The 14527-nt window shown below is 62.3% G+C and carries 16 protein-coding genes; 7 read left to right on the forward strand and 9 right to left on the reverse strand.

The annotated features are described in order from the left end of the window. Window positions 1-75: 75 nt before the first annotated feature. The 3 genes from ACF8O8_RS13830 to dadA form a co-directional block, all read right to left on the reverse strand. The gene (locus ACF8O8_RS13830) at window positions 76-624 is read right to left on the reverse strand and encodes a cupin domain-containing protein (protein WP_003253526.1); all 549 of its coding nucleotides are present in this window, start codon (window positions 622-624) and stop codon (window positions 76-78) included. Window positions 625-731: 107 nt separating this feature from the next. Then, window positions 732-1805 carry an alanine racemase gene (alr, locus tag ACF8O8_RS13835; protein WP_010955779.1) on the reverse strand — a complete coding sequence of 358 codons (1074 nt, stop codon included), beginning with the start codon at window positions 1803-1805 and terminating at the stop codon, window positions 732-734. Between the two features lie 144 nt (window positions 1806-1949). Beyond that, window positions 1950-3254, reverse strand: coding sequence for a D-amino acid dehydrogenase (dadA, locus tag ACF8O8_RS13840; RefSeq protein ID WP_010955780.1), 1305 nt, complete (start codon window positions 3252-3254; stop codon window positions 1950-1952). A 156-nt stretch (window positions 3255-3410) separates the two neighbouring features. Between dadA and ACF8O8_RS13845 the strand changes: the two genes are divergently transcribed. Further along, complete coding sequence (locus tag ACF8O8_RS13845; RefSeq protein WP_003253520.1) at window positions 3411-3899, forward strand: Lrp/AsnC ligand binding domain-containing protein; 489 nt, start codon at window positions 3411-3413, stop codon at window positions 3897-3899. Window positions 3900-3901: 2 nt separating this feature from the next. Here ACF8O8_RS13845 and ACF8O8_RS13850 read toward each other — a convergent pair whose 3' ends face one another. Continuing rightward, window positions 3902-4255 (reverse strand): YkgJ family cysteine cluster protein, encoded by a 354-nt coding sequence (locus ACF8O8_RS13850; protein WP_003253518.1) that lies wholly within the window; start codon window positions 4253-4255, stop codon window positions 3902-3904. A gap of 130 nt (window positions 4256-4385) precedes the next feature. Between ACF8O8_RS13850 and ACF8O8_RS13855 the strand changes: the two genes are divergently transcribed. Both ACF8O8_RS13855 and ACF8O8_RS13860 read left to right on the forward strand, forming a co-directional pair. Further along, window positions 4386-5363 (forward strand): RHS repeat-associated core domain-containing protein, encoded by a 978-nt coding sequence (locus tag ACF8O8_RS13855; RefSeq protein WP_392509858.1) that lies wholly within the window; start codon window positions 4386-4388, stop codon window positions 5361-5363. 78 nt (window positions 5364-5441) lie between these two features. Beyond that, window positions 5442-6734: an NAD(P)/FAD-dependent oxidoreductase gene (locus ACF8O8_RS13860; protein WP_392509859.1), complete on the forward strand. Its 1293-nt coding sequence runs from the start codon at window positions 5442-5444 to the stop codon at window positions 6732-6734. Between the two features lie 143 nt (window positions 6735-6877). On the opposite strand, the gene ACF8O8_RS13865 is transcribed toward ACF8O8_RS13860, so the two are convergent. Continuing rightward, window positions 6878-7108 (reverse strand): DUF1127 domain-containing protein, encoded by a 231-nt coding sequence (locus ACF8O8_RS13865; protein WP_003253515.1) that lies wholly within the window; start codon window positions 7106-7108, stop codon window positions 6878-6880. A 178-nt stretch (window positions 7109-7286) separates the two neighbouring features. Here ACF8O8_RS13865 and ACF8O8_RS13870 point away from each other — a divergent pair, with 178 nt between their 5' ends. Together ACF8O8_RS13870 and ACF8O8_RS13875 are read left to right on the forward strand one after the other, a co-directional pair. Next, complete coding sequence (locus tag ACF8O8_RS13870) at window positions 7287-8717, forward strand: PLP-dependent aminotransferase family protein (protein WP_392509860.1); 1431 nt, start codon at window positions 7287-7289, stop codon at window positions 8715-8717. 60 nt (window positions 8718-8777) lie between these two features. Then, window positions 8778-10331 (forward strand): phospholipase D family protein, encoded by a 1554-nt coding sequence (locus ACF8O8_RS13875; protein WP_392509861.1) that lies wholly within the window; start codon window positions 8778-8780, stop codon window positions 10329-10331. Between the two features lie 34 nt (window positions 10332-10365). Here the strand turns inward: ACF8O8_RS13875 and ACF8O8_RS13880 are convergent, their stop codons facing one another. Next, a complete protein-coding gene (locus tag ACF8O8_RS13880) occupies window positions 10366-11505 on the reverse strand; it encodes an MFS transporter (protein ID WP_392509862.1) in 1140 nt (379 codons plus the stop codon). 110 nt (window positions 11506-11615) lie between these two features. Further along, entirely contained in the window at window positions 11616-13109 is a 1494-nt protein-coding gene (locus ACF8O8_RS13885) for an aldehyde dehydrogenase (RefSeq protein ID WP_010955785.1), read from the reverse strand. Window positions 13110-13305: 196 nt separating this feature from the next. Between ACF8O8_RS13885 and ACF8O8_RS13890 the strand changes: the two genes are divergently transcribed. Together ACF8O8_RS13890 and ACF8O8_RS13895 are read left to right on the forward strand one after the other, a co-directional pair. Beyond that, window positions 13306-13665 (forward strand): cupin domain-containing protein, encoded by a 360-nt coding sequence (locus ACF8O8_RS13890; protein WP_010955786.1) that lies wholly within the window; start codon window positions 13306-13308, stop codon window positions 13663-13665. A 95-nt stretch (window positions 13666-13760) separates the two neighbouring features. Then, complete coding sequence (locus tag ACF8O8_RS13895; RefSeq protein ID WP_020190325.1) at window positions 13761-13964, forward strand: hypothetical protein; 204 nt, start codon at window positions 13761-13763, stop codon at window positions 13962-13964. 67 nt (window positions 13965-14031) lie between these two features. Here the strand turns inward: ACF8O8_RS13895 and rpmG are convergent, their stop codons facing one another. Both rpmG and rpmB read right to left on the reverse strand, forming a co-directional pair. After that, on the reverse strand, window positions 14032-14187 hold the full coding sequence (rpmG, locus tag ACF8O8_RS13900) for a 50S ribosomal protein L33 (protein WP_003253507.1): 156 nt from the start codon (window positions 14185-14187) through the stop codon (window positions 14032-14034). Window positions 14188-14198: 11 nt separating this feature from the next. Continuing rightward, on the reverse strand, window positions 14199-14435 hold the full coding sequence (gene rpmB, locus ACF8O8_RS13905; protein WP_003253504.1) for a 50S ribosomal protein L28: 237 nt from the start codon (window positions 14433-14435) through the stop codon (window positions 14199-14201). Window positions 14436-14527 lie beyond the last annotated feature (92 nt).

Here is a 14527-nt window from a genome sequence, read left to right on the forward strand (position 1 = left end):
ATAGCGGGAACCCAGAGGCCGTGAAACGACCCCACACAGGAAAGGGGTATTGCCGAATCAATGCACTGCGCTGGATCAAAAGTTTGAAGGCGTCGCCGCACTGATCAGCCGCGCCGGCTGGTCGAATGGGTTGCGGAAGCGGTGCGGGCGGGTGCTTTCGAAGTAGTAGCTGTCGCCTTCTTCGAGAACGAAAATCTCGTTGCCGACCACCAGCTCCAGGCGGCCTTCAAGCAGGATACCGGTCTCCTCGCCGTCGTGGGTGAGCATCTCGGCACCGGTGTCCGCACCTGGCGGGTACACCTCGGTCAGAAAAGCGATGGCACGGTTGGGGTGCGACTTGCCCACCAGCTTCATGGTCACAGCACCGTCTGAGATATCGATCAGCTCATGGGCCTTGTAGACGATCTGAGTGGGGCTTTGGGGCTCCAGCTCGACCGAAAAGAATTCGACCATGGACATGGGAATGCCGCTAAGCACTTTGCGCAGCGAGCTGATAGAGGGGCTTACGCTGTTCTTCTCGATCATCGAGATGGTGCTGTTGGTCACGCCAGCACGCTTGGCGAGTTCGCGCTGCGACAGGCCCTTGAGCTTGCGGATGGCTTGCAGTCGTTCGCCGACGTCCAAAGCTGGAGCCTCCTGAAACGGTGAAAGGGGGGTGGATGTGAACGATATCATGGCAATGCCGTTCAGTATTTACAACACACCGCCCCCAACCTGTCCGCTTCAGCGTCTCATTCGCCGATGTAGTCCCGTGGTACCCGCTTCAGGTTACAGAAGATCTGATAGGGAATAGTGCCCGCATGCGCGGCCACTTCACTGGCCAGCACCTGCTTGCCCCAGAATTCGACCGGGCTGCCGACAGTGGCTTGCGGTACGTCGGTGAGGTCGATGCTGAGCATGTCCATCGACACCCGGCCGATCAGCTGGGTGCGCTTGCCAGCGACCAGCACCGGGGTGCCGTTAGGCGCCTGGCGCGGGTAGCCATCGGCATAGCCCATGGCGACCACACCCACGCGGGTCGGCCGAGGGCTGACGAACTTGGCACCATAGCCAACCGGCTCGCCGGCAGGCAGCTCGCGCACGCTGATCACCCGCGATTGCAGGGTCATCACCGGTTGCAGGCGTGCGGCCTCGGCCTGCGCCACTTCGAACGGCGTGGCGCCGTACAGCATCAGGCCTGGGCGCACCCAGTCGCTGGGCGCTTGCGGCCAGCCCAGCACGCCGGGCGAGTTACGCAGGCTGCATTCGGCGGCCAGGCCCTGTCGGGCAGCTTCGAACACGGCGATTTGCTGGGAGGTAGCGTCAGCGTCCAGTTCGTCGGCGCGAGCGAAGTGGGTCATCAACACGATGCGCGAAACCTTGCCGCTGGCCAGCAGTCGCTGGTAGGCATCGTGGTAGTCCTTGGGGTGCAGGCCAACGCGGTGCATGCCACTGTCCAGCTTCAGCCAGACGTTGAGCGGTTTGTGCAGCGGGGTTTTCTCGATGGCTTCCAGTTGCCACAGCGAGTGCACCACGCACCACAGGTCGTGCTCGGCGATCAGCGCCAGTTCGCTGGCTTCAAAAAAACCTTCCAGCAGCAGTACCGGGGCTTTGATACCGGCGGCGCGCAGTTCCAGCGCCTCTTCGATGCAGGCCACGGCAAAGCCGTCGGCTTCGGCCTCGAGGGCCAGGGCGCAGCGCACGGCGCCGTGGCCGTAGGCATCGGCCTTGATCACGGCGAGGGCTTTGGCACCCGTCAGTTCACGGGCCAGACGGTAGTTGTGGCGCAGGGCCTGGAGGTCGATCAGGGCGCGGGCGGGACGCATAGCGGCTGCCTTATGGTGGTTCGGGTTGAAATCGGTGGTGGATTATTCGCGGGCTTGCCCGCTCCCACAGGTCGTGCACAGCTTTCAAAAGCGGTGGTGTTCCTGTGGGAGCGGGCAAGCCCGCAAATGGGCCGGCACAGGCTGTTACTGCTGGTGAGCCGGCGCGCTTTGCCCGTGCTTGGCCACTTCCCGGCTATTGCCATAACGGGAGATATCCAGGCCTTCGGCACTGATCTGCGGCTTCTTGCGCGCAATCAGGTCGGCCAGCAGGCGGCCGGAACCGCACGCCATGGTCCAGCCCAAGGTACCGTGACCGGTGTTCAGGAACAGGTTGCGGAACGCCGTGGCACCCACGATCGGTGTGCCGTCCGGGGTCGCCGGGCGCAAGCCGGTCCAGAAGCTGGCCTGGCTCAGGTCACCGCCGCGAGGATAAAGGTCGTTGACGATCATCTCCAGCGTTTCGCGCCGACGCGGGTTCAGCGACAGGTCAAAACCAGCGATTTCAGCCATGCCCCCAACGCGGATGCGGTTGTCGAAACGGGTGATGGCAACCTTGTAGGTCTCGTCGAGAATGGTCGAAGTCGGGGCCATGTCGCTGTTGGTGATCGGCACGGTCAGCGAATAGCCTTTCAGCGGATACACCGGAGCCTTGATGCCCAGCGGCTTGAGCATCTGTGGCGAGTAGCTGCCCAGCGCCAGCACGTACCGGTCTGCCGTTTCCAGCTTGCCGTCGATCCACACGCCATTGATGCGGTCACCCGCGAAGTCCAGGCGCTGGATGTCCTGGCCGAAGCGGAACTCCACGCCCAGCTTCAACGCCATGTCGGCGAGCTTGGTGGTAAACAGCTGGCAGTCGCCAGTCTGGTCGTTCGGCAGGCGCAGGGCGCCGGCCAGGATATCTTTCACGCCGGCCAGGGCGGGTTCGACGCGGGCAATGCCGTCGCGGTCGAGCAACTCGTAGGGCACACCGGACTGTTCGAGTACGGCAATGTCCTTGGCCGCAGCATCGACCTGGGCCTGGGTGCGGAACAGCTGGGTGGTGCCCAGGCTGCGGTTTTCGTAGTTGATGCCGGTTTCGGCGCGCAGCTCGTCGAGGCAGTCACGGCTGTACTCGGACAGGCGCACCATGCGCTCCTTGTTCACCGCGTAGCGGCTGGCAGTGCAGTTGCGCAGCATCTGTGCCATCCACAGGTACTGGTCGACATCGCCCGTGAGCTTGATGGCCAGGGGAGCGTGACGCTCCAGTAGCCATTTGATGGCTTTGAGCGGTACACCAGGGGCAGCCCAGGGCGAGGCATAGCCGGGCGAGATCTGGCCGGCGTTGGCAAAGCTGGTTTCCATGGCCACCGCTGGCTGGCGGTCGACCACCGTGACTTCGAAACCTTGCCGGGCCAGGTAGTAGGCACTGGCGGTTCCGATTACACCGCTACCAAGTACCAGAACTCGCATCGTTTTATCCCTCACACGCGGCGCGCCGCACACTTTTATTGAAATGGCATGAATGGGCGCAGTATAGGAATTTGAGACCAGTGCAATTCACTATATAAAAGCCTATTATTGGCGAGAATTCTCGGCAAAATCGCCTTTCACGGAGGGGCATCCCCTATGAGAACCCAGCACCAGACCAAGCGTGAACTGGACAAGATCGACCGCAACATCCTGCGTATCCTGCAGAATGACGGGCGTATTTCCTTCACCGAACTGGGCGAGAAAGTTGGGCTGTCCACCACCCCTTGTACCGAGCGGGTTCGCCGCCTTGAGCGCGAGGGCATCATCATGGGCTACAACGCCCGCCTGAACCCGCAGCACCTCAAGGGCAGCCTGCTGGTGTTCGTGGAAATCAGCCTGGACTACAAGTCGGGCGATACCTTCGAGGAGTTCCGCCGCGCGGTCTTGAAGCTGCCCCACGTGCTGGAATGCCACCTGGTGTCGGGTGACTTCGACTACCTGGTTAAAGCGCGTATTTCGGAAATGGCCTCATACCGCAAGCTGCTCGGCGACATCCTGCTGAAACTGCCGCACGTGCGCGAATCGAAGAGCTACATCGTGATGGAAGAGGTGAAGGAGAGCCTTTGCCTGCCGATCCCGGACTGAGGCTAGACCAGCACCTGGCGGGTGGTGGCAATGAACTGGTGGACCAACTGTTCAGCGGCGGGGTCGATCATCGGTTCAGGGCCACGACCACGCGGGCAGGCCATGCGCGGGGTGGTACCGAACAACCGGCAGATCATCGGCCGCTCTTCATACACCGTGCAGCCGTTGGGGCCCAGGTGCACGCAGTCCAGACGCTCCAGAGCAGCGTCCTGCTCGGCCTGGGACTTGCGCGGCAGGCGGGCCATTTCCTCCGCCGAGGTAGTGACCGGGCCGCAGCAGTCGTGGCAGCCGGGCTCGCACTCGAAAGAGGGGATGAGTTCGCGCAGGAAGTGAATCTTGTGGCGGTTGCAGGACATGGCTGTAATATTTGCGTAACGCTTGTGCTGGATGGAAGCAGTGGACCTGATAATTTTGGCAGTTGTGGGAAAGCCTACTCATTCTACAAACTGACGAGACATCCCCCTTCAGCTAAGCGAGCACCAGCTGATGAAGAACCACATTCTGTTCTTTTACAGCGGACTGAAGCTTACCGTGCTGAAAAGCACTCGGGAAACACAACGCATCTTCCGGGCATCAGATTTCTCCCTCGCCGAAATTAAGCCCACAGTCACCCATCTGCAAGCTATTGATCATCGGAAAACACCTTTGATGGGAAACTCGGATGGTGCGGGTCGACCATTCACCTTTACTCCTTTTGGCCATATTTTCGCTCACTGCTCAACAAACATTGGCTTCACCGGGGAACGTTTGGATCTTGCCAGTGGATGCTATCCGCTCGGCGCCGGTCGCCGCAGCTATAGCCCTGTGTTGATGCGCTTCCTTAGCGGTGACTCACAGAGCCCGTTCTTCAAAGGTGGGACCAATGCTTATGCCTATTGTTTGAACGACCCCATCAACTACACCGACCCGTCGGGGTGCGCTGGAGAGTTCAGGAACTGGATCAGTTCAAAAGTCCTGCGCCGCCATCACCGGGCCCCGGCTACTCCGCCTCCCTACTCACCAACCCCTCCCGGCGTCCCAGCTCAACCGCTTGGGGCCGCAAACAATGAACAAGCTCCTCCTTCCTACTTTGGCTGGGGGGAAGCTCCCCCCCTGTACGATCAAGATGCGCCGCCCATCAACAGCAACAATCGATCACGGCCATACAGCAGTACACCGCAGCCAAGGGAGTCGGTTCTGGAACTGCGTGAAGGCAAACTGATAATGGTCAACTCACTCGCCGAGATTACTCAGGCGAAGTCGCAAGCCAATGACCCAGCGCTTTCACCGACTATCCGCCTCAGTGCGTCAAACACGCTGATACGCATGAGTCGCAACAATCTGCCCGCACAAACCGACAGCGGAATACTTGCCGCAATCCGTACCGCTCATCAGCTATACGACATTCGTGGTGCCGGCACTATGGATGCGCCTGAGCCAACGCAGGCCTTTGCCTTGCCGGTTGAGAGAGCCAGACGCCCCTGAATGGGCCGTTTGGTTGCCCCCTTCTTGATCCCGAGCTTATCCTCCATTTTTGGCCGATAACAACTCAGGACCTACCCAATGATCCACAGCGCGCAGCACGCCGCCTCCTATTACGCCGCCAGCAGCGCGCCACACCCCGACCACGCCTACCTGCAAGGCGAACACAACGCCGACGTGTGCATCATCGGCGGCGGCTACTCCGGCCTGAACACCGCCATCGAGCTGGCCGAGCGTGGTTTCTCGGTCATCCTGCTGGAAGCGCGCAAACTTGGCTGGGGCGCCAGTGGGCGCAATGGCGGTCAACTGATCCGAGGGGTCGGCCATGGTCTGGAGCAGTTCCTCCCGGTCATCGGCGAAGAAGGCGTGCGCACCATGAAACTGATGGGCCTGGAGGCCGTACAGATCGTGCGCGAGCGGGTTGAAAAGCATACCATCGCCTGCGACCTGGCCTGGGGCTACTGCGACCTGGCCAACAAACCCGCCGAGCTGCTGGGCTTTGCCCAAGACGCCGAGGACCTGCGCAGTCTGGGCTATGCACATGAGCTGCGGCTGGTCGGCAAGGACGATATCCACAGCGTGGTGGGTGCCGACTGCTATGTGGGCGGGTTGGTCGACATGGGCTCCGGGCATCTGCATCCGCTCAATCTGGCATTGGGTGAAGCCGCCGCAGCCGCCCGCCTGGGCGTGAAGTTGTTCGAGCAATCCGAAGTCACCCGCATCGACTACGGCACTGAAGTGCAGGTGCATACTGCCCAAGGCCGGGTACGCGCCAAGACCCTGGTACTGTGCTGCAACGCCTACCACAACGACCTCAACCGCGAGCTGGGCGGCAAGGTGCTGCCGGCCGGCAGCTACATCATCGCCACCGAGCCGCTGGGCGAAGAACGCGCACGCACATTGCTGCCGCAGAATATGGCGGTGTGTGACCAGCGTGTGGCGCTGGACTACTACCGCCTGTCCGCCGACCACCGCCTGCTGTTTGGCGGTGCCTGCCACTATTCAGGCCGCGACCCGAAGGACATCGCCGCCTACATGCGGCCGAAGATGCTCAAGGTGTTCCCGCAGCTTGCCGACGTGCGCATCGACTACCAGTGGGGTGGCATGATCGGCATTGGTGCCAATCGCCTGCCGCAGGTTGGCCGCCTGGCCAGCCAGCCGAACGTGTATTACGCCCAGGCCTACTCGGGCCATGGGCTCAACGCCACCCACCTGGCCGCGCGCCTGCTGGGTGAAGCCATCAGTGGCCAGGAAAGCGGGCGCTTCGACCTTTTCAACAAGGTGCCGCACATCACCTTCCCTGGCGGCAAGCACCTGCGCTCGCCACTGCTGGCGCTGGGAATGCTGTGGCATCGCCTCAAAGAGCTGACTTGAAAGTCCCCATCCTTGTGGCAGCAACTGTCTTGCTTAAAATCTAAAAGCTGACGCGCCCCCTGTGGGAGCGGGCGTGCCCGCTCCCACAGGGTCGGTGCAAGTTTCAAGTCTGGGGCACAACAGGCCCTCCAGCGACCACCGTGTCAGTCCTTCCAGAAGGGTTTCCGCCCTTCGATCCGGGCCTGCTCCCAGCTCAGCCCGACATCGCGCAACTCGTCATCGGTCAGCTGCAGCAACGCCCTGCGGGTATGCCAGCGATGCAGCATCAGCCCCCAACGCCCCAAACCCTCTGGCGCGTTGAACACCTTGGCCTGCTGCCCGGCTTCCAGTTCCTTGGCCAACAGTTGCAAGCGCACATCGCTCATGCCACCCATCACCGCATCCTCCCGTTCAGTTGTTACCGTGGAGAAAGCATGCGCGTCGGCACCCTCGACAATACAGATCCAATACAGCCTTATTATTCCCATACAGAATTGGCCGCTGGCCGACTGAATGCTGTATTTTCAGCCCAACTGTACCGGTCGCTATGCCAATGCAGCGCAGGAGTATGCCGTGACCCTCTACCTGAATCTCGCCGAAATACTCGGCGCCCGCATCGAGCAGGGCCTCTATCGCCCTGGCCAGCGCCTGCCGTCCGTGCGCGCACTGAGTGAGGAGCATGGGGTCAGCCTGAGCACCGTGCAGCAGGCCTATCGCATGCTCGAAGACAGCGGTATGGTCTCGCCGCGGCCCAAGTCCGGCTACTTCGTCAGCGACCAACGGCAGTTGCCGGCACTGCCCGCAGTCAGCCGCCCGGCCCAGCGCCCGGTGGACATCTCGCAGTGGGAACAGGTGCTGGAGCTGGTGCGCAGTACGCCGCGCCAGGATGTGGTGCAACTCGGCCGCGGCATGCCCGACATCGACAGCCCTACCCTGAAGCCGCTGCTGCGCAGCCTTGCCCAGTTGAGCCGGCGCCAGGACATGCCTGGCCTGTACTACGACAACATCCACGGTAACCTGGCCCTGCGCGAACAGGTGGCCCGGCTGATGCTCGACTCCGGCTGCCGCCTGGGGCCGGCCGACCTGGTGATTACCACCGGCTGCCATGAGGCGCTGTCATGCAGCATCCGCGCAGTCTGCGAGCCAGGCGACATCGTCGCGGTCGACTCGCCCAGCTTCCACGGCGCCATGCAAACCCTCAAGGGCTTGGGCATGAAAGCGCTGGAAATCCCCACCGACCCGGTCACCGGCATCAGCCTGGAGGCGCTGGAGCTGGCCCTGGAGCAGTGGCCGATCAAGCTCATCCAGATCACCCCCAGCTGCAACAACCCGCTGGGCTACATCATGCCCGAGGCACGCAAGAAGGCCCTGCTGAGCCTCGCCCAACGCTATGACGTGGCGATTCTGGAAGACGATGTGTACGGCGACCTGGCCTATACCTACCCACGCCCACGCACCCTGAAGTCGTTCGACGACGATGGCCGCGTGCTGCTCTGCAGTTCGTTCTCCAAAACCCTCGCGCCCGGCCTGCGGATCGGCTGGGTGGCGCCCGGGCGCTACCTGGAGCGCGTGCTGCACATGAAATACATCAGCACCGGCAGCACCGCCAGCCAGCCTCAGCTGGCCATCGCTGACTTCATCGCCGCCGGGCACTACCAGCCCCATGTACGGCGCATGCGCAGCCAGTACCAGCGTGGCCGCGACCTGATGGGCGACTGGGTGACCCGCTACTTCCCGGCGGGCACCCGGGTCAGCCGGCCCCAGGGCGGCTTCATGCTGTGGGTGGAATTACCCGAACATCTCGATACGCTTCGGCTGAACCGCGCTTTACTGGAGCAGGGCGTGCAGGTTGCCGTGGGCAGCATCTTTTCGGCCTCGGGCAAGTTTCGCCACTGCCTGCGCATGAATTTCGCCGCCAGGCCAACGCCGCAAATCGAAGCCTCCGTGCGCAAGGTTGGTGAAACCGCCCTTCGTCTAGTGGATGACGAAAGCGCCGACGCGTAACTTTGCGCCGCCCGTCACGGTCAAACCCCTAAAGCCCTTGCTGCACAGGACGGTTCACCCTTGAGACTCCAGCGAGCCTTGCCTCTGCTGCTGGTGTTGTTGCTCGGCGTTGCCGGTTGCACAAGCATCAGCGCGCCCCGCGAAACCAGCCAGGCGTTGCCTGCCCACGAATCGGCCTTTGGCCGCTCGGTGCTGCGCCAGGCCGCGCCCTATGGCGGCCGCTCGGGCTTTCGCCTGCTGCCCAACAGCAACGAGGCATTTCGCGCCCGCGCCGAACTGATACGCAACGCCCAGGCGAGCATCGACCTGCAGTACTACATCGTCCACGACGGCCTCAGTACCCGCGCCCTTGTGCATGAACTGCTGCGCGCCGCCGACCGTGGCGTGCGCGTGCGCATCCTGCTCGACGACACCACCAGCGACGGCCTGGACACCGTCATGGGCACCCTCGATGCCCACCCGAACATCCACATTCGCGTGTTCAACCCACTGCATCTGGGGCGCAGTACCGGCGTTACGCGCGCCGTGGGCCGGCTGTTCAACTTGTCGCGCCAGCACCGGCGCATGCACAACAAGCTGTTCCTGGTGGACAACAGCATGGCCATCGTCGGCGGGCGCAACCTGGGCGACGAGTATTTCGATGCCGAGCCCAACCTCAACTTCACCGACATCGACCTGCTGGGCGTGGGCCCGATAGCCGAGCAACTGGGGCACAGCTTCGACCAGTACTGGAACAGCGCCCTCAGCCGGCCGATCACCGACTTCCTCTGGCATGACCCGGATGCCAACGACCTGCGGGCCAGCCGCCAGCGCCTGGAAGTGTCGCTGGCCAAAGCCAGGACCCAGCGCAAGGCCCTGTACGACCGCTTGATGGCCTATCAGTCGCAGCCGCGCCTGGATGTGTGGCGCAACGAGCTGATCTGGGCTCACGCACAGGCCCTATGGGATGCGCCCAGCAAGGTGTTGGCCGAAGACGAACCGGACCCGCAATTACTGCTGAGCCAGCAACTGGCTCCGGACCTGGCTAACGTGCACCGCGAGTTGGTCCTGGCATCGGCCTACTTTGTACCGGGCGAACCGGGGCTGCTGTACCTGACCGGCCGCGCCGACGCTGGCGTTTCGGTGAAGCTGCTGACCAACTCGCTGGAAGCCACCGACGTGCCGGCAGTGCATGGAGGCTATGCACCCTATCGTCGTGCCTTGCTTGAGCACGGGGTGCAGCTTTACGAGCTTCGCCGCCAGCCAGGCGACCCCAGCGCGGGGCGACTGAGTTTCCGTGGCAGCTCGGATTCGAGCCTGCACACCAAGGCGATCGTGTTCGACCGGCGCAAGACCTTCATCGGCTCGTTCAACTTCGACCCGCGCTCAGTATTGTGGAACACCGAGGTCGGGGTACTGGTGGACAGCCCGGAGCTGGCCGAATACACCCGCGAACTGGCCCAGCAGGGTATGGCGCCTGCGCTGAGCTATCAGGTGAAACTGATAGGTAACAAGCTGGTGTGGGCGACCGAGGACAATGGCCAACGGCACGTGCTGACGTCTGAGCCGGGCGGGATCTGGCGACGCTTCAATGCCTGGATCAGCAAGGCGGTTGGCTTGGAGAAGATGCTATAGCGGCGATTCCGGGGCCTTGCGGCCCCCAAAATCATCAGGCAGAAACCGGCTCAAAGACTCCGCGCCGCCGGGTCAATACCACCAACCCCGCAGCCCCGGCCGCCATCAGGAACAGCAACGCATGCCCGCTGATCCACTGGCTCCCCGCCCCCGCCAACAACGGCCCGAGCAAACAGCCAATACCCCACAGCTGGGCCACGTGGGCATTGGCCCGTACCAACTCATCATCGCGGTAGCGCTCACCGATCAGCACCAGCGACAAGGTGAACAAGCCGCCGGCACTGGCGCCGAACAACACCCACAACGGCCAGATAACCGGGGTGTGCAACAGCAGCGGGATCGCCAGACTGGACACCAGCAGGGTCACCGCACAGCCAGTGAACAGGGTACGTCGCGACATATGGTCGGCCAGCGCGCCGATGGGCAATTGCAGCACCGCATCACCCACCACCACGGTACTCACCATGAACAAGGCGATTTCGGTGCTGAAGCCCTGCTGCAGGCAATACACCGGCAGCAAGGTGAGGATCATCGCCTCGAACGAGGCGAACAGGGCAATGGCCCAGGCAATTACCGGCAAGCGTCGGCAGAAGGCGAACAGGTCGCCAAAGGTGACACTGCAGGCTTCCGTGCTCGGCGCTCCACCACGCCCCAGCAGAACCAGCGGCGCGGCCAGCAGCAGGCCGGTCGCCGCCCAGAAGCCGAAGTCGTCATCAGAGCCGAGGAAACCCAGCACCAACGGCCCGGCCAACTGGCTCAGGGCGTAGCTGCTGCCATACAGCGCCACCAACCGGCCACGCCACTGTTCGACCACCAGTTGGTTGATCCAGCTTTCGCCAAGGATGAACACCACGGTCAGGGACATGCCGATCATCAGCCGCAGCAGCAGCCATAACGGGTAACTAGGCAGCAGCGCGAGCAGGCCAATCGACAGCGCCCCACCCCACAGGCACAGGCGCATCGCCGACGGTACGCCAACCCAACCTGCCAGGCGGCTGGCCAGGCTGGCGCCGGCCAGTACGCCCAACGCCGGCATTGCCGCCATCACGCCGATGGCGAAGCTGCCGTAGCCCCAGGCCTCCAGGCGCAGGGACACCAGCGGCATGCTCACGCCAAGCGCCAGCCCGACACTGAGCACCGATGCCAGTACGGCGAAGTAGGTACCCCAACGCATTACAGCCTCCCAGCCAATATTTCCAGGGGCCCATTTGCGGGCAAGCCCGCTCCTGCAACGGTCGCGAAGACCTGCAGGAGCGGGCTTGCCCGCGAAAAGGACCTACCGGGTTACAGCTTGATCCAGGTCGCCTTCAGCTCGGTGTACTTCTCCAGTGCGTGCAGCGACTTGTCACGGCCGTTGCCCGACTGTTTGAAGCCACCGAACGGCGCGGTCATGTCGCCACCATCGTACTGGTTGACCCAGACGCTGCCTGCACGCACGGCACGGGCGGTCTTGTGGGCCTTGGAAATGTCCGAAGTCCAGATACCAGCGGCCAGGCCATACGGGGTGTCGTTGGCAATGGCCACGGCTTCTTCGGCGGTGTCGAAGGCAATCACCGACAGCACCGGGCCGAAGATTTCTTCCTGGGCAATGCGCATGGCGTTAGTCACGCCGTCGAAGATGGTCGGCTCGACGTAGGTGCCGCCGGTCTCTTCCAGGGTGCGTTTGCCGCCGGCCAGCAGCTTGGCGCCGTCCTTGTGGCCAGCCTCGATGTACGACAGCACGGTGTTCATCTGCTGGGTATCGACCAAGGCACCGACAGTGGTCTGCGGGTCCAGCGGGTTGCCTGGCTTCCAGCCCTTCAGGGCCTCTACCACCATCGGCAGGAACTTGTCCTTGATCGAACGCTCGACCAGCAGGCGGGAGCCTGCAGTGCACACTTCGCCCTGGTTGAAGGCGATGGCGCTGGCTGCGGCCTCGGCGGCTGCTTGCAGGTCCGGGGCGTCGGCAAAGACGATGTTCGGGCTCTTGCCACCGGCTTCCAGCCAGATGCGTTTCATGTTCGACTCGCCCGCGTAAACCATCAGTTGCTTGGCGATCTTGGTCGAACCGGTGAACACCAGGGTGTCCACGTCCATGTGCAGGGCCAGTGCCTTGCCCACGGTGTGGCCATAGCCTGGCAGCACGTTCAGCACGCCAGCGGGGATACCGGCCTCGATCGCCAGTTGGGCGATGCGGATGGCGGTCAGCGGCGATTTTTCGGACGGCTTGAGCACGACCGAGTTACCGGTGGCCAGTGCAGGGCCGAGTTTCCAGCAGGCCATCAGCAACGGGAAGTTCCACGGCACGATGGCACCAACCACACCCACGGGTTCGCGGGTAACCAGGCCAAGCTGGTCATGCGGGGTCGGGGCAACTTCGTCGTAGACCTTGTCGATGGCTTCGGCAGTCCAGTGAATGGCTTGGGCCGCACCTGGGATGTCGATGCTGGAGGAGTCGCCGATCGGCTTGCCCATGTCCAGCGTTTCCAACAGCGCCAGCTCTTCGACGTTCTTGCGCAGCAGGTCGGCGAAGCGGATCAGCTTGGCCTTGCGCTTGGCGGGGGCCAGCTGCGACCACACGCCGGAGTTGAAGGTGGCACGGGCGTTTTCAACAGCGCGGTTGGCATCGGCCAGGTCGCAGCTGGCAACCTTGGCCAGGAAGCGTCCGTCGACCGGGCTCAGGCACTCGAAGGTTTCACCGGATACGGCATCGGTGTATTCGCCGTTGATGAAGGCACGGCCTTCGATCTTCAGTTGCTGGGCACGTTGTTCCCAGTCCGCACGGGTCAGGGTGGTCATACGAAACTCCTCCTCTTGTTTAGGTGCAACGCCGCACTGAGGACTCACAGGCGTTGTCAGAATTCTGGCCGGGCGCCAAGCGCACACTGGCAAGCGATACCCTAAACCAGCCGGTGTAAACTATCAATATATTTGACATGAGAGGCTCAAAAGCCTACTGATGTTCATTTTATTAAACAACAACAGGAGCCGAACCATGAGTATTGATAGCATCATCGACTTCGCGCAGGTCATCACCGAGGCCGAACGCTACCGCCCGGCTGCAGAGAAAATCCTCAAGGGCGAGCCGGACCAGGCGGTCTACAACCACTATTCCAGCCCGTGCGGGCAGTTTGCCGCTGGCGTATGGGAAGGTGAGGTGGGCCAGTGGACAGTGAACTACACCGAGCACGAATACTGCGAGATCGTCCAAGGCGTTTCGGTGCTGCGCGACGAGGATGGCGGGGCGAAAACCCTGCGTGCCGGCGATCGCTTTGTAATCCCCGCCGGCTTCAAAGGCACTTGGGAGGTGCTGGAGCCTTGCCGCAAGATCTATGTGATGTTCGAGCAGAAGTAACCACAGCAGTATCTATGTAGCGCAGGCAATTCGCAGGCATGCGTGAGGATGGCCCTGCCCATGTCGGGCCATCCAACTTCAACAGGAAGAACACCATGACCAACGAAGAAGTGCTGCGAACCCTCGCCCACCTGGTCGGCACCCCTTACGCGCCAGCGCTCAAAGACACCATCCGCACCCTTACCGGCCGCACCCGGGTGGTCGGCCCCAACGAAATGTGCACCCGCGAGTACGACGTCGAGCGCATCCAGATCAAGGCCGGTGCCGACCTGCTGATCCAGGGCTTCGACTTCAACTGACCCTGCAACAGCCAAAAAAAAAACCCGCCTCCTTTCGGATGCGGGTTTTTTTCAGGTCGCCGATCAATTACTTGATCTTGGCTTCCTTGTACACCACGTGCTTGCGAACAACCGGATCATATTTCTTGATCTCGATTTTGTCCGGGGTGGTGCGCTTGTTCTTGTCGGTGGTGTAGAAGTGGCCGGTACCGGCACTCGAAACCAGACGGATCAATTCACGCATGATGCTCTCCCTTAAACCTTGGCGCCAGCTTTACGGATGTCAACCAGAACGGCGTCGATGCCGCGCTTGTCGATGATACGCATGCCTTTGGCGGAAACGCGCAGACGCACGAAACGCTTCTCGGATTCAACCCAGAAACGGTGGTGCTGCAGGTTCGGCAGGAAACGACGACGGGTTTTGTTGTTTGCGTGGGAAATGTTGTTCCCGGTTACTGGACCCTTACCAGTAACTTGACAGACTCTCGACATGACTCAGCCCTCTAAAACCACATGCCCAACCCGGCATGGGTTGGCCGCTTAATCTCTCAGTCTTTGGCGCCTGGGCGCCGTGATTCTGGAGG

Origin of the sequence: Pseudomonas sp. TYF_14 (assembly GCF_043105275.1) — a bacterium.
In the GTDB taxonomy this organism is placed as follows: Bacteria; Pseudomonadota; Gammaproteobacteria; order Pseudomonadales; family Pseudomonadaceae; genus Aquipseudomonas; species Aquipseudomonas alloputida.